This window comes from Leptospira kemamanensis (genome assembly GCF_004769665.1).
Lineage (GTDB): Bacteria > Spirochaetota > Leptospiria > Leptospirales > Leptospiraceae > Leptospira_A > Leptospira_A kemamanensis.
Genome location: NZ_RQGG01000036.1, coordinates 185,648 through 211,471, shown reverse-complemented (window position 1 = coordinate 211,471; position 25,824 = coordinate 185,648). Strand labels below are relative to the sequence as shown.

Below are 25,824 nucleotides of genomic sequence, written 5' to 3'. Positions count from 1 at the left end.
TCTTTTATGTTTGCAAAATTTCTCCAAAGACCCGTTCTCGCGATCGTCATTTCCGTCTTGGTGGTGTTTGTTGGTTTAATCTCCATTAAAAACATTCCAGTTTCGCAATTTCCAGAAATTGCACCTCCACGTGTGACCATTACACTCTCTTTTCCTGGTGCCAGCGCACAGGTGCTCGTCCAATCAACGATTACAACCCTCGAACAAGCAATCAATGGTGTGGCAGGAATGCGATATATGATTTCTTCTTCCACTAGTTCTGGGGATGCTATCATCCAAGTATTATTTGATCCAGGAACCAATCCAAATGATGCTCTCGTACAAGTAAAAACAAGAGTTGACCAGATGATGTATCGAGTTCCTGAACTTGTTCGATTAGAAGGGATATTTGTACAACCAGTTCAACCGAGTATGTTACTCTATGTGAACTTATATAGCAAAGATCCAAATGCGAGTGAGAAATTTCTATACAATTATGCAACAGTCTTTTTGTTACCAGAACTCAAGAGAATTCACGGTATTGGACAAGCAAAGATCTTAGGAACAAGGCAGTATGCAATGCGTGTTTGGTTAAATCCAGATCGTATGCGTGCTTACAATGTTACAACAAAAGAGGTGATGAAAGCCATTGAAAACCAAAGTATCATCGCAAGACCTGGTCGCCTTGGACAGAGTTCGGGAAAACAAGCACAATCATTAGAATACACATTAACCTATGAAGGTTGGTTCAATGAACCTGGTCAATATGAGAACATCATCATCCGTGCTAAAAATGGAGGAGAGTTACTTTATCTCAAGGATATCTCAAAAGTAGAACTTGATAGTGAGTTTTATAATATTTATTCAGACGTGGATGGTCATCCCGCTGCAGCCATCATGTTCAAACAAACTGAAGGTAGTAATGCCAAAGTTGTCATCGAAGACATCAAAGCCAAATTGGAGGAACTCAAAGAAACCTTTCCTCCTGAGATGGATTACAAATTGAGTTATGATGTTTCAAGTTTCATCGATGCAGCCATTGAAAAGGTGATCCATACACTCGTAGAAGCCTTTATTCTCGTCGCCATCGTAGTTTTTATATTTTTAGGAGATTGGCGTTCTACCTTAATTCCCATCATTGCCGTTCCCGTTTCACTCATCGGTGCCTTTTCCTTTATGATGGCACTTGGACTTACTATCAACTTGATCACACTCTTTGCAATGGTTCTTGCCATCGGAATTGTAGTAGATGATGCCATTGTTGTGGTAGAAGCCGTTCACGCAAAAATGGCGGAAAATCACCTGAGTGTTTATTTGTCCGTTAAAGCGGTATTAGGTGAAATTAGTGGAGCCGTGATCGCCATCACACTTCTGATGACAGCGGTTTTTGTTCCTGTAACTTTTTTACCCGGTCCAGTGGGAGTATTTTACAGGCAGTTTGCGATCACCATGGCAACTTCCATCGTACTTTCAGGACTAGTTGCCTTAACATTGACACCTGTACTCACAGCGATGATTTTAAAACCGCATGTGCATAACAAAAAAACACATAACCCAATCGATCTCTTCTTAGAGAAGTTCAATTTTTATTTCGAAATTGTAACAGATAAATATGTGAATCTAATGCACCGTTTTTCTGGTTCAAAAGTATTTATTGTTTCACTACTTTTGTTTTTCTCAGTTGGGTTTGTATTTTTATCACAACTTGTTCCTTCTGGTTTCGTACCTGGAGAAGACCAAGGGATGATCTATGTGGTCATACAAACTCCACCTGGATCTACAATTGAAAAAACAAATGATGTCGCACGTAAACTGCAAGAGATTGCGTTAAAAATTGAAGGTGTTGATTCCGTGGCATCGCTTGCAGGTTATGAAATTCTAACTGAAGGGGAAGGATCTAACGCGGGAACTTGTCTTATCAGTTTAAAAGATTGGTCCGAAAGGAAAAACTCAGTTCATGATGTGATGGAAGAACTCGAACACAAAACAAAAAACTTCGGTGCCATCATCGAATTTTTTGAACCACCAGCGGTTCCTGGTTTTGGAGCTGCTGGAGGAGTTATGTTTCGTTTATTAGATAAAACGAATAGTGGAGATTATACTGCATTCGATAAAGTCCACGAAGAGTTTATGGCGGAATTAAAAAAACGAGAAGAACTCACAGGACTCTTTTCTTTTTATTCAGCAAAATTTCCGCAACTCGAAGTGAAACTAGATCGAAAACTCGCCATGCAAAAAGGAGTGAATATCGGTGAGGCAATGGACAACTTAGATATCTTAGTTGGAAGTACTTATGAACAAGGGTTTATCCGCTTCAATCAATTCTTTAAGGTATACGTCCAAGCTTCTCCTGAATTTAGAAGACTTCCTTCTGATATTCTGGGTCTTTTCACACCGAATGACAAAGGAGAGATGGTTCCCTACTCATCCTTTTTATCATTAGAACAAAGACAAGGTGCTAATGAGATCACAAGATACAATGCCTACACATCATCAGTGATCAATGTACTACCGAGTGATGGCTATACCACAGGAGATGTGATTGATGCCATTCGAGAAGTATCCAAAACCCTACCCAAAGGATTTGAAGTGGGTTGGGAAGGACTTTCCTATGATGAAGCCTCCAGAGGAAATGAAGCCATTTATATCTTTATTGTGGTGATTGTTTTCGTTTATCTTGTGTTATCTGCTCAATACGAAAGTTTCATCATTCCTTTTTCGGTGATTTTTTCTCTACCACCAGGTATTTTCGGCTCCTTCTTCTTGTTACGATTGCTCGGTCTTGCCAATGATATTTATGCCCAGATTGGTATGATTATGTTAATTGGTTTACTTGGTAAAAATGCGGTTCTGATCGTAGAATTTGCCAGACAAAGACAAGAAGCGGGGCTCAGTGTGTTTGACGCTGCCTTAGAAGGGGCAAAAGCAAGGTTTAGACCGATTCTCATGACATCTTTCGCATTTGTGGCAGGACTCATTCCACTTGTATTGGCTACAGGACCAGGTGCGATTGCAAACCATACCATCGGAGCATGTGCGTTAGGTGGAATGGTCTTTGGAACCATTTTTGGTGTCATCGTAGTGCCTGGACTCTACATCATCTTTGCCAATATCGCAAAAGGAAAGAGCCTCATTTATCAAGAGGATCATATGCCTCTATCTGAATCAGATTATAGCATTCTTACTTCTGAACAGGAAAAGAAAAAAAATAGAAAAGCAAGGAAGGAAATCAAATGAAACGATTAGGAATTTTCTTTTTACTTTTATGGAACATTTCTTGTATTCCTGCTCTTTACGAAAGAGATAAGGAAGATTTACAATTCCCAGAGAATTTTGAAAATTGGGAGACATCTGAAAAAGCAAAAAAGTTACAAACTGAAGTTTGGAACCAATTTTTCAATGAACCACAACTGATTTCTTTGATTGAAACAGCAATCGAAAACAATCAGGAACTTGCAGTATTAGAACAGGAAATTAGTATTTCGAATAACGAAGTATTTGCAAGACAAGGGGAATACTTACCAAAACTATCACTCCAAGCCGATAGCGGAGTGGAACAGAAAGAAAGATTTAGCACACCTAACGCCAATTCACCGACCTTGTTTACCCACGCTGGTTTGGTAATGAGTTGGGAGATTGATATTTGGAAAAAACTTAGAAATGCAACGAAGTCTGCTTACTTACGATATCTAGCTAGTATCGAAGGAAAACGATACGTTGTCACAAATTTAGTTGCGGAAATTACAGACACATACTTTGAACTGAAGTCACTTGATAACCAACTGGCTCTTGTTGAAAACTATATCGAAGTTCTATCTAAGGTAAAAGAAATCGTAGTTTTACAAAGAGAAGCAGGAAGAACCACTTCTCTTGCGGTAAAACGTTTTGAAGCGGAAGTTTCCAAAAACTTAGCACGTAAGTATGATATCGTCCAAAGAATCGCAATCACAGAGAATCGACTTAATTTTCTCTTAGGAAGATTTCCAGAAAAAATCAATCGTAAGTCAGAAGATTTTTTAGAAATCGCTCTACCGGAAATTCAAAAATCGGTTCCCGTTGATCTTTTAGAGAACAGGCCTGATATCAAACAAGCTTCTTTGTTATTGGAATCTCGGAAACTTGACATTGAAGTTGCAAGAGCACGATTTTATCCATCACTCACAATTGATGGAAACATTGGATATGAAGCCTTTAATTCCAAACATTTTAAAGGAACACCGGTTTCGTTAGCGTATGGCTTAGGTGGGGGAATCATCGCACCACTCATCAACCGAAAGGCGATAGAAGCCAATTATGCAACGGCAAACAACTTACAAATCCAAGCCATTTACAATTATGAAGTTTCTCTTTTGAAAGCATTCACGGAAGTCACCAACCAAATTGTAAAAATTAAAAATCTTTCTCAAAAGTACGATGCCAAAAATAAACAAGTTCAGAATCTAAAAGAATCGGTAGAGATATCCAATATCCTCTTCAAAGCAGGTCGCATCGATTATATTGATGTGTTGTTTAGCCAACGAGACTTTTTAGAAGCGCAAGTCGAAGCCTTTGAATTGAAGTATAGTCTTTTGGAAGCAAATGTTGGTTTGTACAAAGCACTGGGTGGTGGATGGCGTGGGCAACCAGAAGAAGAGGAACAAAGAAAAAATGGAAATTTTTAATTCAAAACGTAAACCTTCGAACTAAAAGTTCTCTTTTCCAAAAAATTGGGCGCTCCCTATTAGAGCGCACCCAATCAACTCGAAATCTATAAGGTAAGTTTTGGTATCATCACTTCCTTATAAATAGGATCGAATTTTTTTTACGGCAACTGAAGTTTTGGAATTACAACCTCAACGGCATACGGGTGTGTTTCTTCATAACAAAAGGTATGAAATCCTACATGCTCCTCACCTTTGTGTTTAAACGTTATTTTTAACACTTGGGGTTTCTCTGTAAGCTCAACGGTTCTCGTTCCGAAACTATCTTCCAAATGAAATGATGCTTTCGACTTTGCCAAAACCTTCCATTCACCTGTGTATTCAGGTTCTGTATAATCGGATTGCGCTTTGACAGAATAATCCTCTCTAAATTTTGTATCGTAGTTTACAGTAGAAGAAGCACAGAAGAATTTAAAATCTTTCACTTCCTCGAGTGAAGAAGATCCCCATGGGGTCATTCGAATTCCACTCAAAGTTTTTTCAATGTCATCAGAGGAAATCGGTTCATTTAATTTTTCCAATCCTGCGATGATTGCTTTGTTTCGTTTTTCTTTTTCCTGTTGGATCCTCAGTGCTTCTGCCTTTTCTGCTTCCGTAGGTCCTTCTGGTTCTTTTTTACAATCGATTGTCAATAGAACAATCGTAATTAATGTAACAAAGGTTACAGTAATTACTTTCAGCGATTTCGGTTTAAAATTTGTTTGATTCATTTTATACTCTGCTCTTTTAATTTTTTTTAATTTGTTTCTTTTACTTTGTTTTGTTGGTTCGATTCATTGACACAAAGTCTCTATCATCATTCTAACATACGTTTTGATTGGAATACTGTGGCATTGAGGTATTGGCAAACAACCCCGGAGATATTAAAATCCATATCGATTTTTGGATTCTCTGATCTTAAGTCTGTTGGTAAAAAACTAATATAAAGATCATTCCCTCCATTTTCAGAAAAACAAAGTTCTTCTTCTCTTTCTGGGGTCGATTCTAAATCACCATGACACGCAGCTGGCTTTCCAGAAACATAGAATTCTCCTTTCGGTTGCCTCCATTGGAAACTATAATAACAAGTTCCATCATTAGAACTTCCATAATCGCTCGTAAATGTACCAGAGGACTCTTTATCACGTTTGATCCTAGGGTGTTGGCGCACCAATTCATAAATCAACCAATAACGATCATTTGTTGACAATCGATAGTACATTTCGCCTAATTCTTCATTGAACCCACCTTCACCAAATTTGGCTGCAATGAGAACGACTGCCCTTTCATATGGATTGGTTTTTAATATCTCTTTATAATCTTTTGGTATTGTTGTTAAAAATTCTTTAAATCCTTGTCCTGATGTTAATAGGAAATCAGTTGTTGCGAGTGGAGTTAAAATCACTTCTCCCGCTTTCAGTTTGATTCGAAACCCTACAGACCCACCTGATTCTTCGGCAGTGATGGAAAGGACTTCTAAAGACTCATCGGAACCTAAATTTCCATTACCATCCATTTGTGAGATTTTTAAAAATACACCTTCGTTTTCCTTAAACTCAAGTTTTCCATTGGCTACGACTTCCATCGTATTAAAGTTAGGTTGGAACTTTTTGATGATATCCAAAGCCGATTGCGCAGATTCAGAAAGAGAAAAATATTGAAATGGAAGGCCTTTTGCCGAATACGCACCGTTTTTAGCAATGAGTTGGAATACCTTTTCCGGAATCAGATAATGGTTTTTGAATTTGTTGAACTGAGAAACTAAACCCTTATAAGAATCGGTGCGCAGGGCAAATTCAGAAAATAATTGAGTTTCGAGTTTCTCTTTTTGCAAACGTAAATTTTCGAATAAACCATTTGTATCATTCGCAGCTAAACTCAATCCAGATCCTGCCTTACCACTTTCCCTTAGAACAAGATATCTTTTAACTACGAATTCCAACCTTGGATCTTTGGAACTTGTCTGATTCACCAACTCAGGTAATAATACCAACTCATTGACAACTTTTAATCGATCATCTGATTTCGGGTATTCGAGTGCTAATGCCGTATTGAATAATTCAGTTTTAACATTGGTTAGATCAATTGATTTAACCTTATCAGGTGTTCGTAGCCAATCCCTAAGTAAATTTAATACTTCAAAATCGTTTTTGCCAACGATGGTTCCAACGGTTTTGTCTGGTGCAATCGTTCGACCGTCTTGCGTCAAATTGGAAATTGCGTCGGCCCCAAGTCGCATATGGCTCGGAAAATATGCCTTTCCATCATCACATTGGCTCTTCAATCTTTCTGGGCAATTCACCTCAAAAAAAGTAAGTGTCTGTTCTTTTTCAATGATTTCGATATAGGCAGTGACTTCGATGTTATCTTTGGCACTCACTTTGCCAACAACCTTTCCTGGTAACTTTGTTTCTTTAATTAATTCCAATTCTAAATTCGGTTGGAAAAAGTAAAAACGCATCGATGGCTCAAATGCTTTCACTTTCCGTTTGGCACAATTGGAAAATGCCAAAAGAAGGATAGAAGTTGCGATCAGCGATCGCAAAAGAAAAGATTTGGTGTTCATAGGGATCCTGTTCTCTGTAGATTGTCAGAAATCTTAAACAGAAATAAATTGACGAGTCAATGAAAATTCAAATTTGGTTTCAATTGCACTATATACTAATTAGTAGATAAAGGAATGAGAAGGAAATATTCAGATACGTAAGAACAAAAACTTTTTTGTATGGAATCATAAATCAGGACGATTTGTTTTTTTGGCGCCTCGCATTGGATTGTTTTGGCAGATCCAACTAAAAGCGATCCCGCTTTCCGCTGCAATCTTTCCCAAAATCATTTTCAATCAAAATGAAATTTGAACGGGAAAGGATTTCCGCTTCAATCGGTGGCGCGGGAAATTTCAGTGTTTCGTTTATGATACAACAAAGCTTTCTTTAAACAGACAATCAATTTCGATTTTGGTAGTTTCGTTTTTGTGGCGAAATACAAAGCCCTTTTCCCATCACATTTCAATTCTGGAAATTCTATCGAAATTTCTTTTGCAATCGTGGTTTTGCAATTGAAATAAAGTACAAATTCTGAATCATCAACTTTTGCAATTCGTATGGTGGATCCTGATTTCGTTTTTGGAGTTAAAAAACTTGGCTCTCCCCATTTCAAACACTCCTCTATTTCTCCAATTGTTTCGTTGGACTCTGATAACTCATAAATCCAATTCCGCAATTCCATAAACTTATCAAACATTTTTGGTGATAAATTAAAATAATAGGAAGTTACTTCTTCACTTGGGAGTGCAAATTTCAATTTGGATCTAACATTCATTGAATATTGATCTTATTGTGGTTAATATTGAAACACAGGTCCGATTTTTTCATCCATGCCTTTGAATCGAACTTTATCACCTATTTTGACAGAATTGAAATCAGAAACTCCATCAATCACGGTTGTCAATTTTACATTTTCTTCCGTTTGCACAATGGCAAGTACGTAAGGAGCTCTTTTTGCCATATGCCCAAATCCGACATGGACAACTGTAAAGGATAGTATACTTCCTGTTTGTTTGAGTTCCACAGTTTCGATCGACTCACTACCGCAAGAAGGACAACCATCTAACACTTCTGCTACTTTGAATTGGCATTTGTGGCAAACAATGCCAGATAAGGTTTCCGTTGGGCTCATAAGACATTACTCGAATTTAGCAAAATTAAATGCAAACTGTTTCTGACAATGATTTAGTCGTTTCACAGAAATTTGACCCACATTGTTTTTGTACTCATTGGTCACTAAATTACTTTGATGACAACTTTACCTTTACTGCGACCTGTTTCTACGTATGACATAGCTTGATTTGTTTTTTCAAAAGGGAAAACTCGATCGATGACTGGCCGAATGATTCCTGCATCCATCAAGGATGTAATTTCTGTCAGTTGTTTGCCATTCGCTTTCATAAAGAGAAATTCGAAATGTACATTCAGTTTTTTAGCGACATTCCTCACCGACAAACTTAACAACTGCATTAGAATTTGGAAAGGCCAACCAAGTCCAATTTCTTTAGCAAACTTTGGTGTAGGTGGACCTGTTAAAGAGACTAAGTACCCACCTGGTTTTAAGATGCCCAAGGATTTTTTAAGAATCAAAGGATCTCGATTGCTATGCAATACGACATCATATTCTTTTAAGATCGTGGAAAAATCTTCCTTGGTATAATCAAATATCAGATCTGCACCCAAACTTTTTACCAATTCGAAGTTTGAAGTACTTGTCGTTGTGGCGACAAAGGCTCCTAAATGTTTTGCCAATTGGATCGCAAATGTTCCCACACCACCGGATCCAGCTTGGATGAATACTTTTTGACCTTTTTTGACATTCGCAATTTCCACAAGAGCTTGCCAGGATGTGAGTCCGACAAGTGGAATGGAAGAAGCCTCTTCCATAGAAATATGTTTGGGTTTAAATGCTAAATCATCTTCATTCACTGCAATATACTCAGCAAACGTACCAATGTGAAAGTCGGAAGGCCTCGCGTACACTTCATCACCTACTTTCCATCGCGAAACCTTCTTTCCTACTTTCGTAATGACGCCAGCCATATCATGTCCATTGGTAAAAGGAGTTTTGTAAGGAAGGAAAACTTTGAAGTCACCATTTTTGATCAATGTATCAAGCAAATTGACAGCAGTTGCATGTACCTTCACTAAAACTTCATGATCATTGATAATTGGTTCTAGAACTTCGGAAAGCACCAATGTTTCTTTTTTCCCATAACGATTTACTTGAAATGCTTTCATCGTTTAATCCTTAAATTGGTTTATCTTCTTTATGATAGATTTTACAAATAATTTGTAAGCAAAATGTTGAATTGCCCTCTTAGCTCTTCTCTTGACATTTTTGGTGACAAATGGTCACTATTGATTATCAGAGATATGATGTTCTTTCATAAATCTACGTTTGGTGATTTTGCAAAATCGGCTGAAGGCATTGCCACAAATATCTTAACAGCAAGACTTCAAAATTTGGAAGAACATGAACTCATCGAAAAACTTGATCATCCGACAAGCAAAGCAAAGGTTTTGTACAAACTAACAAACAAAGCAATCGAACTTTTACCGATCCTGATTGAAATCCAATTATGGGCAGAAAAATATATGGAGATTCCAACTGAAATCAAAACTCAAATCAAAGAAGCAAAGAAAAATAAAGAAGAATACATTACCACGATGATAAAAAAGCTAAAAAAACAAATGGCAAGTTAATTTGTTTCTACTTCTTTAGTTTTCTACTCTTTAGAATTTATTATTAGATTTTTGTCGAACTACCAGCTATGATTTTAAAATGACCATCGATTCGCTTCCAAATTCGTAAATATCGAAACCTTCCCTCAATGGGATTTCCTAACATCACTCCTTTTGTATCATATACCACCACAACGATTGCTGTATCAGCAATCAATTGTATATCCTCAATGGTTGATTCAATGGATTCTACGACCATGGATTTGTTACGGTGTGATTCCAAATCCATTTGTTTTGTTACAACCAACCCATTAGGTGCAACGAATTTTAAATCATCATGGAGAACAGTTTGTAAAAATGAAAGGTCACTCGATTGAATTGCTTCTATCAATCGACTTTCTAATTTTTCAATATCTATTTTTTCTATCTTGTGTTCCATTCCCATTAGTTACCATCTTCATTTGATATCGGTTAGACGGCTTTTACTTTAATTGAGAATTAGAATTTTACCAAAGAGTTTTAAATTTTTTTGGAATTCCTTCATTTTTATACACTTCCACTTCCAATGTTTTTCCATACTTACTATAAACAAAAAACTCACTGGATATTTTGGGTGGAATGATGGTAACTTCTGAGTCCATATCAAGATCACTGGAAGTATTAAAAAATTCGTAACAATCCGGAGTTCTTACATACTTTAAATTCTCTTGGTTATCAGTGTATTTATTTGTAATTTCATATCGGAATGAAGTCTCACCATACATAAAGGAACAACTCATTGAACTATCATTCAAAAATGTTTTCATTTTTTTAGGAACCTTACCTAAATAGATAACACTGTCACTTGCGCTCGGACAACAACACCCACAGTGTTCTTCTCTCACAACGATCGCATTTTTAAATGGATAGTCTTCCAGTTGGATGGAAGTAGAATATTCCTCAGATTTATATAGAAAATCTTCCTTTTGATTGTATATGAAGAGTTTTTCGCCTTCAATGCATTCTTCCATTTCGGTTTGATTTTTCCGTCGTGCAAGAATTAGGTCATATCCATTGATCAATTTCCTTTCTTTAACATCATAATCATTTAATTCATTTTTTAAATCTGAAAGATTGCTATATAGTTCTTCAGGTTCTAAATGTAAGGAATCAGCCCAACTTAAGTTTACTTCACTTCGAGATGTGATCGTATATCCTGAAAATATCCAACCATTCAATCCATTATAACTAATTTGAAACCAATACCCTTTGATTGCATCGATGGTAACCAGTTTAGGATCGATTGCTAAAACTCTTGATACGTAACCATTGGGAATTTTTTCCAAGACAATTGCATCTTTGTTCGGTTTTTCGCGAAGACGAAGTCTGGAATTTACATTCACTCTCATAAACAATTCTGGTTCCATAGAAGAAAAATCAGAATCCTTTCCGTAATACTCTTTTCCCTCATATGAAAATTGGATCACATGAATCGATTCATTGTTTTGAATCGTTTGTTTGATCGTCACTTTCGTTTTCCAAGGAAGTGTCAAAGTGCTTTTTTTTAAGGCAATGGAATCGTAAACTTCGGTAGCTGGAATTTGGGAAACAAAACGATGGATGGGACCTTGCTCGGTTTCCCCTTTTTTATCTGAACAAACAATTAGAAAACATAGGATGATTGAATAAATCTTTGATCTCATGGATAACGCATGATAGCATTGATTTCAAAATTCAATCAATCGATTTATTTAGCATTCATTTGCGAAATCAAAACCGTTTGTGTGTCGTTATGTATTGTGGAAACCCTATTAAAATAATCTAAAACTACGTTCGTAACCTTTATTTTCTTCTACGAATTCGATAAAAAGATTTTCTTCTTCTTTACCTTCTGAAGATAAATAACCTTCCTTCCCCGGTATATCAGTTGGATCTGCTTCTCCGATAGGAGATGCAAAAAACAATTTAAACATTGGTCGATGTTTAACGAAAATATAAACTCCTCCCCATTCTCTATCTGAATAGAATCCGATAAGAGAAAAAAATAGGAGTGTAAGAAATATAAAGATTAGGGAAATGATTTTTTTATTTCTTAACATTGTATAAAAATTAAACACATACTCATTTGATCGAATCTTCATCTACTTTAGTAATACATTTGAAATCTTTCAATTTTTTGTTTTTACAATTCGAAACAACATGATAGAAATAATAAAAATTTTCTGTATTTGAGAAACTTGCAGTAAAACCATCACAGCCATCTCCTTCACCACTTAGAAAATAGAAAGCATTGGAATTTTCCAATTGCAGAATCATTTCATTTGAGCCTATGGAATTCTCACCATAAACTATTTTTTCTGAATTTAAAACTAGAGGAAAGAATACAATTAGCAAATTGTTTATTTTATGTTCCATGATTACGATTTGCTATTATTTTTATGTAGCTTCCGTTAGCAAGGGTAGAGCCAGAAGCCTATATTGCGAAGTTCGAGCCAAGGTGAATATCTCACATAATGGCCGATAGTTGCTGTTATACGTAGTGACCTAATTATAAAGATCAAACTTATGGACTTTACTCATTAATTTGAAATGTTTATCTAAAGTGAATAGGGAGCAATGATTTTGAATTATATTTTGAAGAATCAGTAAATCTGGAATACCAATTTTATTGATTCCATTTTTAAGGTTTGTTGTCTGAAATTCGATAATTTGCTTCCAATCTATATTCATTTCAAAACATTCAATAGAGCCGAGAATTTGAATTAATTGATTTTGTTTTTTGATCTTTAGATATGGAATTATCTCAGTCAAAATTAAATCATTTGTAAAAATGTTTCCAATATCGATCAGTTTATCAACCTCATAAGAGACTTTAGAATTATAATCTCTAAAATATTCGATCCAAACGGAAGAATCTAATAAAACCTGATTCATCTTTTTCTTAAATCATTAAGGTTTATCTCAAGATCGATTGTTCCTTTGAAATTTTTTAGATTTTTCAACTTTTCTTTTCTAATTAATGTATTCAAACCTTCTTTGATTACATCTGTTTTAGTTTTGATGTGTGTAAGTTTCATCGCTTCTAAAACTAATTCTTCTGGTATATCTATCGTTGTTCTCATTTTATGCATAATTTTACTGTTTTGTATGCATAAGTCAAGTCCCGTTTTTCAGACTTAATCGTAAAATTTAAGGAATATTTTTCCTTTATCTTGGTGTTACCCATGTCCTGAGGCATATATTTAGGTCATTACGCTTAACATCCAAATTCGCTCACCATTTCCGTATTACAGATAACACCACCCTTAAAACATTTTAAGTCGATTAATTGAAATGGAATGTATTGTTTGTTCTGTTGTAAGAATTGATTTTAAAGAGGGAAACTAGAATCATGTTTAAACCCCAATGAAATTGGAGCCTAAACCTGATTTTTTTAGAGAATTTGGTTTTACTTCAATCGTTCGATGATCGTCGCAATACCCATACCACCACCGATACATAGAGTGATGAGTCCGTAACGAAGGTCTCTTCTTTCCAACTCGTCAAGTACAGTTCCTGTAAGGATTGCACCTGTTGCTCCGAGTGGGTGTCCTAGAGCAATTGCACCACCGTTTACGTTGATTTTGGATTCATCAATTCCGAGTGTTTTCTTTACGTATAACACAACAGATGCGAAAGCTTCGTTGATTTCCCAAAGGTCAATGTCTTTTACACTAAGGCCAGCTTGTTTTAATGCTTTTTGTGAAGCAGAAACTGGACCAGTTAACATGATGGTTGGATCTTCCCCAGTAGCAACAGTCGCAAGGATTTTTGCACGTGGTTTTAAACCGTATTTTTTTAATCCATCATCATTGGTTACTAAAATCGCAGCAGCACCATCCACGATTCCAGATGAGTTACCAAGTGTATGGATGTGATTGATTTTTTTGATTTCTGGATAAGAACGAAGTGCTATTGCATCGAGTTCTTTTTCCCCAATCGTTTTAAACACTGGGCCAAGTCCAGAAAGGAATGCATAATCGGATTCCAATCGTGGGTTCTCTTCTTCAGTCACAACCGTTCCATCATCCAATGTAATTGGGATCACAGATTTTTTGAAGTAACCATTTTGAATTGCTGCATGTGCTTTTTGTTGTGAAGATTCTGCAAAACGATCTGCTTCTTCACGAGAAATATCATACTTTGTTGCAATTAAGTCAGCAGAGATTCCTTGAGGAACAAGATTGTAGTGTGCTGCAATTTTATCGTTACCTACGTTAAAATCACGGCCGAGCATATCATCACCCATTTTCACACGGCTCATGGATTCAACTCCACCACCAACGCCAATTTCCATTGCTCCGGAAGCAACATGGTTTGCTACGTTGTTAAGTGCTTGTAATCCAGATCCGCAAAAACGGTTTACTGTATAACCAGGAACATCTTTTGGCCAATGAGCCGCCATAACCGCATAACGCGCGATACATGCAGCTTGGTCAGCAACTTGGGATACACAACCCATTACAACTTCTTCTACCGTTTTTGGATCGATTCCTGTTCGGGTTTGGATGGCTTTTAATGTGGCAGCAGCTAATTCTTGTGGATGGACGGATGCAAGTGTCCCACGTTTTTTGCCCTTTCCTCTCGGAGTTCGGACAGCATCAATAATATAGGAATTCCCCATGGGTTTACCTCTCTCTGGGTGTTCTAGGAAAAACGTACAGAGTTCGCCTCACAAGAAAAGTAAAAAAATCATCATTTCGTCATAGTTTTAGTGAATTTGTGACGGTAGTACTTCATTTTCGCCTGGAATTGGCAAGAATAACCGGAAATCATCGCATCAAACCGGTCCGCCTTGCTTTCTGTCCGTTCGTCGGCGATCCGAATGTACCGAAAATTGGGTTCGATTGCCTCCGCAAATTCCCGTTTGTTCCAGTCCACATAGCGCCAGGCACTAAAACTATGGTTCACACCGACCTTTTCATCGATGGTTCCAATGAGTTGGAATTTGGATTCACAGGGAGTTCGGAAGAAAATGTAACGATTGAAGAAATACAAAATGGTCCGGTGAGGATTGGCATCCAAAACCGAGCGAAAATGTTCCTTCATCTCCTCGACAGTATAAAACAAATCAGGTCCAGAATTGGTGCTCCGAAAGATCACAGGCGAAAATTCGTTCGGTGTGTAAAGTTTCGTCAAAATGCGAATGTAGGAAGGGTCATCCAAACGATAAGGGATTTCATTGAAGGCAAAAGGAAAAGGATCTCGTTCTGTTAAATGAATTTCAATGTAACGAGTGTGATCGTATTCGGGGTCATTGATATCGGTGGCGACAATTTTACGGATGTAACGAGAGAGAAACTGGTCTTCGTACAAATCTCGCACCGTAACGGCACCTTCTTCATACAAGATGGCACTTCCAAAATCGATAAAACTAGCACCATCTAATAGTCGTCCAATGGAACCATACTTGTGGTGCAAAATTCGATTTCGAAACATAGATCGTAATATCAAATTATGGTCATACAATCGTTTGCGACCTGACCTTTGTTCGACGACAGTATTTTTTGTTTTTTTGACTTTGTAATAGTGGATATGATTGGCAAGACCAAAACGTAATTTTTCAAATGCATGGTTTTCTAAAACCCGTTTCTCATCTTCTTCGTTTTCAATGATGGTGGTTTCTGCAACCAATGGAGAGATTAGTCCAAAACCCATTCCAAATTGGAAAAGGAAGATATTCAGATAGATCCAATACCTCAAAGTAAAAGAAAACTTAAAAGCATTCGAAACGAATGTCCTTCTGCTCACTTGGCTTCGAAACGACCAATGCAATCGATCTGAATCTGTAATGGCCCAAAGTTCTTTTAAATGAATGCGTTCTTCTGCTTCTAAGTTCGATGTATATGAGAAAAATTTAGAAAACACAAATACTGGAATGAAATGATTAGAGTAAATACCCGGATGTATTACGAACATACAAGTCCGGGTTTTTGTTTCGTAGATAGAGTGAAATCTTAATTCCTTTGGCCGAGGATGGGACCACCTGTTTTTTCCATCATTCTTTCTTTGGTTAAAAACAAATCTTCTCGGTTATCGGCCGCCATCTCACCCGTTCCATCCAAATAAATGGCACCTTTCGGACATGCTTCTTCGCATAAACCACAAAAGATGCATCGAAGTAAATTGATTTCAAATTTTTTGGCATATTTGTCTTCAGGGTGAAGGTGTTGGCGTTCTGCTGGCACTTCCGAAGCTTCGATGTGAATGGCATTGGCAGGACAAATCCACATACAACAAAAACAAGCCGTACAACGTTCCCGCCCTTGTTCATCTCGTTTCATGGAGTGCATGCCACGGAACCTTGTGGAATACTGACGTTTTTTGTCAGGGTATTCAATTGTGACTTGTTTATTAAACAAAGCCACCTTTACAAAATGTTTAAGAGTGATCCAAAGGCCTTTGCCTATGGACCAAAAGTAAAATTTCTCATACCAAGAAAACTGGTGTTTTTTGGCTACGTTGACGACATTAACGGTTCCCAACGGATGCCTCCATTTTTTTTGTCATGGTATTGAGAATGAGCTCCACAACACCAGCAGACGTTAATAAACCTTGAATAGGATTCATTGACTTTTCAAAGTTTTGTTTGAGTCCGTTTTTGTTGGTAAAACTTCCCTCAGTCTCACAGAAAATCTGAATTGGTGCCGCCAAACTCGCGTTCTTTGCCGCATCAGTCAAATTCGTATCAAAACATATGACTTTGTTTGGATCAATTCCATCTGGAATGGATTCTTTGATCAGGATCACTAAGTCCACCGAACCTTGTTTGACTGCAGAAACAATTCCTGTAATTCCAGAAGGAGTTGTAAGACCTAAGTCTATTGCTCCTTTTGTATTCGGGTGGTTGTCTTTTGTGAGTAAAAAGTCTACTTGTTCGGTTTCTTTATTTTGTGCATCCGTCACACGAGTTTCCCATTGGATGGATTTACCACCTAATGCTTGCGAGAGGGAATTTAGATTTTGTTTGAGTGTTGCCAAAGTTTCGTTGGATTCGTGAGCACCACCGAGAACGGCAATGGATTTGGCTTCTTTCAATCGATCGATGATTTTGGAAACCACCACTTGTGAAGTAGAATTTTTTCCATTTTCCATATAACTGAACAAACGATTTTCGTTCATCCAATCAATGTCAAAGCGACCTTTATCACAGAGGAAAAACATTCCCTCATCATAGTTTTCTCTCACCATGTAACGATACATTTTATTGTCTCGTACATTCGTTGTTACATTACAACCGGTGGAACAACCATGGCAAACGGATTTGTGTGATTTGTACCACCAAACGCGTGACTTAAATAATGTTTTGTTATTGAGAAGGGCTCCTACAGGACAAATGTCTGCAAGGGCACCTTGGTAGTTGTGATTAATTGGTTCTGATTTTGCTAGACCAATGATGGAATGATTCCCTCTTTCAAAAAGACCTAAGTTAGATTCCCCAACTTTTTCTTCTTCAAAACGAACACAACGATAACAAACGATACAACGATTGTGATTGATGATTAAGTTCGTTCCAATTTCTTCTTGTGGGATATTTCGTTTTTCAAATTCAAAACGAGAATGGCCAGATCCAGAACCAAATGCATTGTCTTGCAAACGGCATTCGCCTGCTTTATCACAGACAGGACAATCTAACGGGTGATTGGCGAGAAGGAATTCCATGGTTCCTGCTCGTGCTTCTTTCACACGATCGGATTTGGTAATGATACCCATTCCCTCTTTTACAGGAGTATTACATGCGGCTTGTAAACGCGGCACCCCTTCAATCTCAATGAGACACATGCGGCACATTCCGACAATGCTCAGAGCTGGGTGGTAACAGAAGTAAGGAATTTCGACTCCTACTTCTTTTGTTGCATCAATGAGGTTTTTCTTTTCGTCGACTTCGTATTCGACTCCGTCTATCTTTATCTTAACCAAAGAACAGACCCCCTAGGTTTGATTAGACTTAGGTCTTTTGATTTTGTCAAACCTTCATTTGGAAATTATATTTACCTCGGAAAGATACGCGTATGGTTGTAAGTCCACAACATGATTACTAAAAAATTCAGAATCCACAAACAGGGAACTGGCACGGATATTGGTCTGTTTTAGAATTTTGGCGATCAATTCATCTAAAATCTGTAAGGCCTTCACTTCGTAAAAGAAAGGGTTATCGAGATTGATTCTCAAATTGGTAAAACTCCCCCGGCCAGCGAGAGTCAACATAAATCGATCATAGATTTCTTCGACGGATTTTTTCCCTGGGCAACCTTTGATGTCGAGTTGCATCTGGGAAATGGAAAGTTCCGTCACATTCACTTGGAGTGGAAATTCCTTTTTATCGATGATGTTTTCTGGTTTGAGTTGTAAAACCTGTGCAATTTTTTCAAGAAGAGCTTGGTTGGCAATGGGTTTTAATAAATAAGCTGTCACATGGCTGTAGGCAGCACGTTTCACTTGGTCTTTTTCCCCAACAGCAGTTAACATGATGACGGGAGTCAGCTTCAACATCTCTTTCCCTTTTTCGAGAAAACTGATTCCATCCAAATAAGGCATATTCACATCACTGATCACCAAATCATAACTGTTGTTTCTGACTTTCGTAAGTCCAGCCATACCGTCTGCAACATGAGTCACATCAAAGTTATATCTCTCTAAAGTATGTAATAAAAGTTTGGCACTACTCTCATCATCTTCTAAGAGTAAAATTTTATAAACTTTGGGGCGATTCATTAAATTCAATTTCCTTTATTGGTTGGGAATGGCGTTTAAATTCGCATACTTCATAAACCATTTTGGTTGTAAGGCTCTTTGATACAAATACGCATCAACTAACACTAAATTGACGACAGCTTCTACAATCGGAACTGCTCTTGGAAGTACACATGGATCGTGACGACCTTTTGCTTTGAGAATGGTTTCTTTGTTTTGATCGTTAATCGTTTTTTGTTCTTTTTTTATGGTAGAGGTTGGCTTAAACGCAGCGCGAATCACAAGATCCATCCCGTTGGAAATCCCACCTTGGATTCCACCAGAACGATTGGTTCTTGTTTTGACTTTGCCAGTTCCTTCTTCGATGTAAAATTCATCATTGTGTGTACTGCCTGTTTGGCGAGTACCAGAAAATCCAGATCCTACTTCAAAACCTTTACAAGCAGAAATCGATAAAATTGCTTTTGCTAAATCAGCATCTAACTTATCGTATACGGGATCTCCAAGTCCTGGAGGTAAATTGCGAACCACAACTTTAACCACTCCCCCAACAGAGTCTCCTTCATCCCGGAGTTTACGGATGAGAGTTTCCATCTCGTCATTGGCAGATGGTTTCGGACAACGTGTGGGAAACTGATCAACTACGTCTCTTGAAATTGGGTATTCATCTTCGGAAATCAAAGAATCAATCGGACCAATGGAATCCACAAACCCAACGGTTGAGATTCCCAATTCATTTTCTAAAATCACACGGGCAAGACCTGCCGCCGCAACGCGACCAATGGTTTCACGTACCGATGATCTTCCACCACCCACGTGTGCTCTATGTCCATATTTTTCTGAGTAAGTATAATCGGCATGTGATGGGCGAAACACATGTGCCATCTCATCATAATCACTGCCGATGGTATTTTGGTTATTCACCTTCATGAGAATGGGGCTTCCAGTGGTTTTACCCTCGAAGACTCCAGACTCGACGACCATTCGGTCCTTTTCGTCTCTTGGAGTTGTGAGATCGTTTTGACCAGGTCTACGTCGTGTTAAATCCTTTTGGATTTCTTCTTCGGGAAACGGAAGGCCTGCTGGCACTCCATCCACAACAACTCCAACGGATGTTCCGTGGGACTCTCCATAGGTCGATACTCGAAAAATTTTTCCCCAACTTGATGGCATATACGGACAATGAAAATGGAGATTGCATTCTCTCCAATAAAGTTTTTCATGAACTTGGAATGCACTCTCTCTTTGATGGACCCAAATATAAGGCAATCACCCTTAGTATGGGACTTCATCTTTTGGTCCTTTTGGCATTTTTTGCCAAATCCTACCAAAGCGACATAGACCCGAATCCAATCTCTTTACGAGATGGGAGTAGTGTTTCTTCCTTCCAGTTATTACTTTCGACTGGGCTCGGTGACAAAAAGGAATCTCTTTCCCAAACCAATTCTCCCAGTGAGGGAACAAAAACCACAAAAGACGAAATCTCCGATTTTCAAAATTGTCTCAGTTACCCCAGTTTGGCTCTCGAACAAAAATTAGAGGATGATTGTGTTTACCGTCTCTCCGTAAAAGAAGATGGTTCTTTGGAAAAAATTGCAGTGGTCACCGCATGTAGGTATGCGGTTTTTGATCAACAGGTACGTCGCCAACTCGCTGAATGGCAATTTTCGTATTCCAAAGGCAAAGAATTTGTACTACCCATTAGGTTCCGTTTAGATGTCCGAGACTAATCCAGAAATTGAAGAAAGTGCTTGGTATATCGTTTATACGAAACCGCGCACGGAAAAAAAACTCAGCGAACTTCTTCGAAAATACAATATCGAAAATTACTTACCCATTCGAAAGGAACGTAAAAAATGGACGGATCGTTTTAAATGGATTCATGTTCCCATCCTTCCTTCGTATCTCTTTGTGCGAATTGTATTTTGGAGGGACAAAAATAAAGTCCTCCAACTGCCAGGATCCTTACATTTTGTTTTCCATAAAGGGCAACCTGCAATCGTGGAACAAAATGATTTAGATGTTTTGGAAGAAGGCTTAAAAAAGTATGCGGAATCCCTCAAAATGAACCCAGAACTATTATTCCAAAAAGGAAAATTGGTTCGCATCGTCGATGGTTCTTTTGCTGGCAAAACCATGGAAATTTTAAAAGTGAAAAACAAAACTCTTGTGGTCTGTCGAATTCCAGGTGTGGAAACGATTTTTTCTTATGAGATCAATATGGATCATTTAGCTTGGGAGGAATTATTACAATGAAGGAAAAAGATACTCTTGGTATCGTCAAACAAGCACTAGATGATGAAATTTCATCATTGGTTCATTTTCGCGAGAATTTGGATCCTTCCGTTAAAGATTGTGTTGAACTGATTTTAAAATCAAAAGGGAAAGTGATAGTTACTGGTGTTGGCAAATCAGGTGATATTGCCAAAAAGATCTCACATACCTTATCTTCTACAGGAACATCTGCTTATTTTTTACACCCTACAGATGCATCTCATGGTGATTCAGGTATCGTTGGACCAGATGATGTTGTTCTTGCCATTGGAAAAAGTGGGGAATCGGAAGAACTCAATTATATTTTACCAACTCTTCGTAAAATTGGAGCAAAAATCGTAGGAATCACTGCTAACGCCAAATCGAAATTAGCCGAACTTTCCGACGTCGTGATCCTCACACCCGTTTTAAAAGAAGCCTGTCCTTTGGACCTTGCTCCGACTTCCAGTACTACAATCGCCCTTGTTCTCGGTGACGCGATTGCCGTTGCCCTCATGGAATTAAAAGAATTTAAGGCGGATGATTTTGCTTTGTACCATCCAGCTGGTCGATTGGGAAAACGACTTTCATTGTATTTATCAGACGTTATGCGAAAAGGGGAAAGAAATGCCTCCATTCCCTTAAACGCGAACTTAGAGTTGATTTTAAAAGAAATCACAGAGAAAGGAATTGGCGCCACAGGTGTTATAGATTCCCAATCTAAACTTGTTGGGCTCATTACTGATTTTGATATTCGTAAATATCTCACCAAACATACATTATCTCCAAATGTTACCGCAAAAGAGATGATGAATCCAAAGCCCAATAGTTTTTTACCCAATGAAAAAGCTTATGATGTTCTCATCAAAATGGAAGGACGAGAAAGACCGATTTCTGTTGCTCCCGTTGTGGATGAAAATGGGGTTTTTGTTGGGATGATTTCCCTCCACGATTTATTACAAAAAGGATTATAATTTATGCCAGATTCCTATAAGATAGTAGCTTCCGTTGGAGAAGATGAACTTCGCCATTTACAAAAAAAAGACGTAAAAGACGTAGATGTAATCGAAGTTCGGTTGGATTTATTTTCTAGAAATTACATCCAAAAAGAGATGAAAAAAAAGATCAAAGCACTTGGTTTACCAGTGTTATTTACCTACCGAAGGGCAGAAGATAGCAGTGTTCGTTCGTATGTAAAACTTTTCCCAGAAGATGTGGAAGGTATCATCAAAGATTTTAATGACAATGCCAATTATTTGGATATTGAACTGAACAGAGAGGATACAATTTTTAAAAACTTTGAAAATTTAAATTATCGAATCATTTACTCTTATCATTCTTTTAAAAAATCAATTTTGGCCAATGAGATGAACCAGTTCATCGCAAAATCCAAACCCGTGAAAAAGAAAAATCCGATTTATAAATTCGCCATTACTCCAGAAAACATTGAGGAAACGGCCGATTTTTTAAATGATATCAAACTCTTATCAAAAACTCACACCATGATTGGTATTTGTATGGGAGAACTGGGAATCATTTCCAGAGTGTTTGGAGATAAATTTAATTCTTCTTTCACCTATATGACTCTCGGTGAACCAAAAGCACCTGGTCAAATTTCTGTGGATACGTTTAAAAAACTTCGTGCGGATCTATTCAAAAGCCCTCAGTCTGCAAAAGAAGATTAATGGATCAAGTTATTGCGTGGGTGGAGCAGGAATCGGATTTGGATTTGTCACTTTCCCACCTTTTGTATTCAAAAACTCGCGAAAGGAATTATCTTTCCAAACTTCCTTAAAATCTTTTTCTAAACTGGTGGATGTCCAATATTCAGGTTTCAAATCTGCTGCTAACTGAAACTGTTCCTTGGTTTTAGTTATATCATTTTTCTTCGCATAACAACGCGCTAGGAGGTAATGTGCTGCCGAAGAGCCAGTTGTTTTTTGTAAGAATGGAATTGCTAAATCAATTTTCCCACCGTAAAAATAGTTTCTTCCTCGATAGAAAAGATACTCTCTTCCATTGGAGATGGTTTGGTCTTTTTCTAAAACGGAAAAGTAGGTTTCAGACAAATCAAAAGCATTGTTTTCCGTATGTTTTCTTGCCAATTTCAAAAACCCAACTTGGAATTTTTCAGGAGTTTGAGTTGGATCAGGGAATTTAGTTTTAATGAATTCGGAATATTTGGAAAAACTGGTTTCAAATTTTTTGGTTTTGTTTCCCGCCTCAAATAAACAAATAAATCGGAACATATGGGATTCGATTTGGTTTGGATTAAAGGTAAGTGCTTTGTCAGAAGATTGAATGCATTTTTCCCAATCTGATTTTTGTTCGTAAAGCCTTGCGAGTGCAAGTAGTGGTGTGTCTTTTTGCACTTGTTTGAAAGCTTCCAAAAAGGAAAATTCGGCCTTATCGATCTCGGCTAATTTTTGATACGCAATCCCTTCATTTAAGTAAACATAATATAAAAACACATTTGTATCTTTTGAAAATGGATTTTTTTTAGCTTTTTCAAATGATTCGATCGCCGACTTTGGATCATCTAACCTTAGTTTAATGATTCCCATTTTATAATGATAACGTGATCGTGTTGGATTTTTTTCAATGAGAAGATTTAAATTGGATTCGGCTTTATCGTATTTTTTTTCTTCAAACAGAGCCAATACATAATCCCAACGAACATCTTCTAAATTCGGTTGGTTGGCCAAAATTTGTTCGTAAGACTCACTTGGTTTCGTGGTTTCCTTATCTTCTACAGGATCATCCGCTTTTTTGTTTGGGTCTTTTTTGGAATCCGTTTGTTTCGAGTCGGATTGTTTGGTATCCTGTTTTGGTTCTACTTTTGTAGTTTGAGTATATGTTGGAGTGTTGGAAGAAGGGTTCCCTTTATTTCCAACTGCTCGGTTATAAATTTTTTGGACTTCTTCGTTTTTCGGATCATACTTCAAATAACGAGCTGAGTAGGTTGCAGATAAATTCCAATCTTGGTGGTAATTAAAAAATAACGCTAATTTCAAAAGAACAGTTTTTCTTTGGTCTTTATCCAAATCCAAATCGGCTGCTCTTCGAAAATTTTGAATGGATTTCGGATAATCTTTTTTGTATTCATAGATATATCCCAAATACATATAAGCTTCCCCGTCTTGCGGGTGTGAGTCGGCGTGTTTGGTAAATTTTTTAATGGCTTCGCCATATGCTTTTTTGGAAAAAGCTTTTTTTCCTTCTTTCATAGCATCGCTGTCGATTGCGAAGACTGTAGTTTGAAAGAGGACAAAAATGAATAGAAAGGAAAGATATTTCCGCACGGATTCCAAACTAGTTGGAACCCATGGGAATGAAAGGGATTTTTGGAAAAAAGTTAGATCTTCGTTCTTTCTTCTTTTTGCGAAGCCAAATTTCGCGAAGCTCTGAGAACGATACTCATCGTCGTTATTTGTGGGTTCACCGAAAGTCCTGTAGGGTAAACTGAGGCATCCATGACAAATATGTTTTTATGACCATAAATTTCCAAATTTAAATCAACTGCACCCTTCTCTGGATCATTTGCCGATTGGATCGATCCATGTGGGTGTGCGGATCCAACAGATAAGTCACCAGGTTTTGTACTCTCTTTTAAGATCCAATCAAAGTTATCATTACCTGTGACTTTGTATGGTTCTGTAAAACGAGTGAATGGAAAAATCAATTCTTTGGCACCAGCAGCGACTGTGACTTCTGCTAATGCTTTTAAACCTTTTAACATGTTCAATCCATCCGTCGGAGTGAGCTCAAAATACACCTTCCTTCGACCAAGGCTGTACTTCACACTTGCATTTGCTTCTCCATCGGCACCATCTCGAACAAGAACTATCCCTGCATTGTATTTAGTGAAATCTTTCATCACATCAAACTGTTGTTTGCCGTAAAACGGAACCAAAGAAGAAGCAAGGGTTGGTCGGTAAGGTGCCGCTTCTAACCAATACCCGTAGCCAGTACCATTTTGATTATGACCATCTTTGATCACAATGGATTGTGGTGGGCCTTGGAACATTTTGATTTCCGAATCAAATTTACCAAAAATGGTAGAAGTAGGATGAACTTTTAAATTTCTTCCGACCCAACCATTTCCGATCCCACTCCTTTGCAAAAGAGCAGGTCCTTCGATGGCACCAGCACTCACAATGACAACGGGAGCTTTGATCTCCATAGTTTCGATGATCACATCTGGCGCTTTCTCATAAGCATCTGGTGTGAATTCGGCAATGACTGTTTTGAGTTTTCCATCGCGGATTTTTACAGCTCGCATATTGGAAACAACGGTTGCCCCAGCTTCAATTGCATCGGGGATCCAAGTGAGGAATGTAGATTGTTTAGCATTGATGGGACATCCAAGTCCACAGCGACCAAGACCAATACAACCTCGGTTATTATTTCGTAAGACTTGTGGAGTTAAACCTAGTTTTTTCCCACCCACTCGTAACACATTATTGTTCGCATTGATTAAGTTATCTGGAACTTCGTGAACACCAAGCCTTTCATGCACTTCCGTCACATAAGCATCCATTTCTTCTCTGGAATACCCTTGCCAACCAAATCGTTCATTCCATTCATTCGTTACATAATCTGGAGGATACAGAGATGTTTGCCAATTGACGGTAGTGGATCCACCAATCGACTTTCCTTGTAAAATCGATAACGTTTGTTCTTCGGTGACAATAAACCCAGCATCACGATATAGTCTTGCTTGTGATAAAAATTCATCAGAACTAAATTGCGCAGGTGTAAAATAACTCCCTTCTTCAATGAGCACAACCTTCCAACCATTGGAAGCAAGTTCTCTTGCCGCTACAGCACCACCAGCTCCGGAACCGATGATGACTACATCAGCCGTCAGTTCCCATTTTCCATTTTGGATTTGATGGGTTTTGATTGTCTCTGCGTGTTTTTTTGGAGTAATGATTTTTTCGTTAAATGTAGGAATTCCCATGTGGTCC

Annotated in this window: 26 protein-coding genes; 7 read left to right on the top strand and 19 right to left on the bottom strand. The window is 37.8% G+C overall.

Annotated features, from left to right (window positions below; genetic code table 11):
• The first annotated feature begins 6 nt into the window (after positions 1–6).
• Both EHQ59_RS13805 and EHQ59_RS13800 read left to right on the top strand, forming a co-directional pair.
• Positions 7–3,216, top strand: a complete 3,210-nt coding sequence (locus tag EHQ59_RS13805; RefSeq protein WP_135620220.1) for an efflux RND transporter permease subunit — start codon at positions 7–9, stop codon at positions 3,214–3,216.
• Positions 3,213–4,640: a TolC family protein gene (locus EHQ59_RS13800; RefSeq protein ID WP_135620219.1), complete on the top strand. Its 1,428-nt coding sequence runs from the start codon at positions 3,213–3,215 to the stop codon at positions 4,638–4,640. The genes EHQ59_RS13805 and EHQ59_RS13800 overlap by 4 nt, the downstream gene beginning before the upstream one ends.
• 140 nt (positions 4,641–4,780) lie before the next feature.
• On the opposite strand, the gene EHQ59_RS13795 is transcribed toward EHQ59_RS13800, so the two are convergent.
• The 5 genes from EHQ59_RS13795 to EHQ59_RS13775 form a co-directional block, all read right to left on the bottom strand.
• Complete coding sequence (locus EHQ59_RS13795) at positions 4,781–5,389, bottom strand: hypothetical protein (protein ID WP_135620218.1); 609 nt, start codon at positions 5,387–5,389, stop codon at positions 4,781–4,783.
• Between the two features lie 86 nt (positions 5,390–5,475).
• Positions 5,476–7,224, bottom strand: coding sequence for a hypothetical protein (locus tag EHQ59_RS13790; RefSeq protein ID WP_135620217.1), 1,749 nt, complete (start codon positions 7,222–7,224; stop codon positions 5,476–5,478).
• A gap of 311 nt (positions 7,225–7,535) precedes the next feature.
• Entirely contained in the window at positions 7,536–7,979 is a 444-nt protein-coding gene (locus EHQ59_RS13785; RefSeq protein ID WP_135620216.1) for a hypothetical protein, read from the bottom strand.
• A 21-nt stretch (positions 7,980–8,000) separates the two neighbouring features.
• Positions 8,001–8,336, bottom strand: a complete 336-nt coding sequence (locus EHQ59_RS13780; protein ID WP_135620215.1) for a Zn-ribbon domain-containing OB-fold protein — start codon at positions 8,334–8,336, stop codon at positions 8,001–8,003.
• A gap of 104 nt (positions 8,337–8,440) precedes the next feature.
• A complete protein-coding gene (locus tag EHQ59_RS13775) occupies positions 8,441–9,445 on the bottom strand; it encodes an NADP-dependent oxidoreductase (protein WP_135620214.1) in 1,005 nt (334 codons plus the stop codon).
• A gap of 63 nt (positions 9,446–9,508) precedes the next feature.
• Here EHQ59_RS13775 and EHQ59_RS13770 point away from each other — a divergent pair, with 63 nt between their 5' ends.
• Complete coding sequence (locus EHQ59_RS13770) at positions 9,509–9,910, top strand: winged helix-turn-helix transcriptional regulator (RefSeq protein WP_135620213.1); 402 nt, start codon at positions 9,509–9,511, stop codon at positions 9,908–9,910.
• 43 nt (positions 9,911–9,953) lie between these two features.
• Here the strand turns inward: EHQ59_RS13770 and EHQ59_RS13765 are convergent, their stop codons facing one another.
• The 12 genes from EHQ59_RS13765 to aroC form a co-directional block, all read right to left on the bottom strand.
• The gene (locus EHQ59_RS13765) at positions 9,954–10,328 is read right to left on the bottom strand and encodes a nuclear transport factor 2 family protein (RefSeq protein ID WP_135620212.1); all 375 of its coding nucleotides are present in this window, start codon (positions 10,326–10,328) and stop codon (positions 9,954–9,956) included.
• 67 nt (positions 10,329–10,395) lie between these two features.
• Positions 10,396–11,571: an SH3 domain-containing protein gene (locus tag EHQ59_RS13760; RefSeq protein WP_135620211.1), complete on the bottom strand. Its 1,176-nt coding sequence runs from the start codon at positions 11,569–11,571 to the stop codon at positions 10,396–10,398.
• A 108-nt stretch (positions 11,572–11,679) separates the two neighbouring features.
• Positions 11,680–11,967, bottom strand: a complete 288-nt coding sequence (locus EHQ59_RS13755; RefSeq protein ID WP_135620210.1) for a hypothetical protein — start codon at positions 11,965–11,967, stop codon at positions 11,680–11,682.
• A gap of 22 nt (positions 11,968–11,989) precedes the next feature.
• A complete protein-coding gene (locus EHQ59_RS13750) occupies positions 11,990–12,283 on the bottom strand; it encodes a hypothetical protein (protein WP_135620209.1) in 294 nt (97 codons plus the stop codon).
• 129 nt (positions 12,284–12,412) lie between these two features.
• On the bottom strand, positions 12,413–12,802 hold the full coding sequence (locus EHQ59_RS13745) for a PIN domain-containing protein (protein ID WP_135620208.1): 390 nt from the start codon (positions 12,800–12,802) through the stop codon (positions 12,413–12,415).
• Positions 12,799–12,999: a type II toxin-antitoxin system VapB family antitoxin gene (locus EHQ59_RS13740; RefSeq protein WP_208652399.1), complete on the bottom strand. Its 201-nt coding sequence runs from the start codon at positions 12,997–12,999 to the stop codon at positions 12,799–12,801. Before EHQ59_RS13740 ends, EHQ59_RS13745 begins: the two co-directional genes overlap by 4 nt.
• A 317-nt stretch (positions 13,000–13,316) precedes the next feature.
• The gene (locus EHQ59_RS13735) at positions 13,317–14,531 is read right to left on the bottom strand and encodes an acetyl-CoA C-acetyltransferase (RefSeq protein WP_100720297.1); all 1,215 of its coding nucleotides are present in this window, start codon (positions 14,529–14,531) and stop codon (positions 13,317–13,319) included.
• A 71-nt stretch (positions 14,532–14,602) separates the two neighbouring features.
• Positions 14,603–15,817: a hypothetical protein gene (locus EHQ59_RS13730; RefSeq protein ID WP_425270148.1), complete on the bottom strand. Its 1,215-nt coding sequence runs from the start codon at positions 15,815–15,817 to the stop codon at positions 14,603–14,605.
• Positions 15,818–15,864: 47 nt separating this feature from the next.
• Positions 15,865–16,392, bottom strand: a complete 528-nt coding sequence (locus EHQ59_RS13725) for a NuoI/complex I 23 kDa subunit family protein (protein ID WP_100725660.1) — start codon at positions 16,390–16,392, stop codon at positions 15,865–15,867.
• The gene (locus tag EHQ59_RS13720; protein ID WP_135620206.1) at positions 16,379–17,827 is read right to left on the bottom strand and encodes an NADH-quinone oxidoreductase subunit G; all 1,449 of its coding nucleotides are present in this window, start codon (positions 17,825–17,827) and stop codon (positions 16,379–16,381) included. The genes EHQ59_RS13725 and EHQ59_RS13720 overlap by 14 nt, the downstream gene beginning before the upstream one ends.
• Positions 17,828–17,881: 54 nt before the next feature.
• Positions 17,882–18,622 carry a response regulator transcription factor gene (locus EHQ59_RS13715; RefSeq protein WP_135620205.1) on the bottom strand — a complete coding sequence of 247 codons (741 nt, stop codon included), beginning with the start codon at positions 18,620–18,622 and terminating at the stop codon, positions 17,882–17,884.
• 15 nt (positions 18,623–18,637) lie between these two features.
• Positions 18,638–19,774 carry a chorismate synthase gene (gene aroC, locus EHQ59_RS13710; RefSeq protein WP_135620204.1) on the bottom strand — a complete coding sequence of 379 codons (1,137 nt, stop codon included), beginning with the start codon at positions 19,772–19,774 and terminating at the stop codon, positions 18,638–18,640.
• A gap of 59 nt (positions 19,775–19,833) precedes the next feature.
• On the opposite strand from aroC, the gene EHQ59_RS13705 reads away from it, so the two are divergent.
• From EHQ59_RS13705 to EHQ59_RS13690, 4 genes are read left to right on the top strand one after another with little or no spacing between them, the layout of a single operon-like run.
• The gene (locus EHQ59_RS13705) at positions 19,834–20,331 is read left to right on the top strand and encodes an LIC_10042 family TonB-like protein (protein ID WP_244245542.1); all 498 of its coding nucleotides are present in this window, start codon (positions 19,834–19,836) and stop codon (positions 20,329–20,331) included.
• Entirely contained in the window at positions 20,318–20,857 is a 540-nt protein-coding gene (locus EHQ59_RS13700; protein ID WP_135620202.1) for a UpxY family transcription antiterminator, read from the top strand. Before EHQ59_RS13705 ends, EHQ59_RS13700 begins: the two co-directional genes overlap by 14 nt.
• Entirely contained in the window at positions 20,854–21,828 is a 975-nt protein-coding gene (locus EHQ59_RS13695; RefSeq protein ID WP_135620201.1) for a KpsF/GutQ family sugar-phosphate isomerase, read from the top strand. Before EHQ59_RS13700 ends, EHQ59_RS13695 begins: the two co-directional genes overlap by 4 nt.
• Before the next feature lie 3 nt (positions 21,829–21,831).
• The gene (locus EHQ59_RS13690; protein WP_135620200.1) at positions 21,832–22,539 is read left to right on the top strand and encodes a type I 3-dehydroquinate dehydratase; all 708 of its coding nucleotides are present in this window, start codon (positions 21,832–21,834) and stop codon (positions 22,537–22,539) included.
• Positions 22,540–22,548: 9 nt separating this feature from the next.
• Here EHQ59_RS13690 and EHQ59_RS13685 read toward each other — a convergent pair whose 3' ends face one another.
• Together EHQ59_RS13685 and EHQ59_RS13680 are read right to left on the bottom strand one after the other, a co-directional pair.
• Positions 22,549–24,165 carry a tetratricopeptide repeat protein gene (locus EHQ59_RS13685; RefSeq protein WP_135620199.1) on the bottom strand — a complete coding sequence of 539 codons (1,617 nt, stop codon included), beginning with the start codon at positions 24,163–24,165 and terminating at the stop codon, positions 22,549–22,551.
• A 44-nt stretch (positions 24,166–24,209) separates the two neighbouring features.
• The gene (locus EHQ59_RS13680) at positions 24,210–25,817 is read right to left on the bottom strand and encodes a GMC family oxidoreductase N-terminal domain-containing protein (protein WP_135620198.1); all 1,608 of its coding nucleotides are present in this window, start codon (positions 25,815–25,817) and stop codon (positions 24,210–24,212) included.
• Between the last annotated feature and the right edge of the window lie 7 nt (positions 25,818–25,824).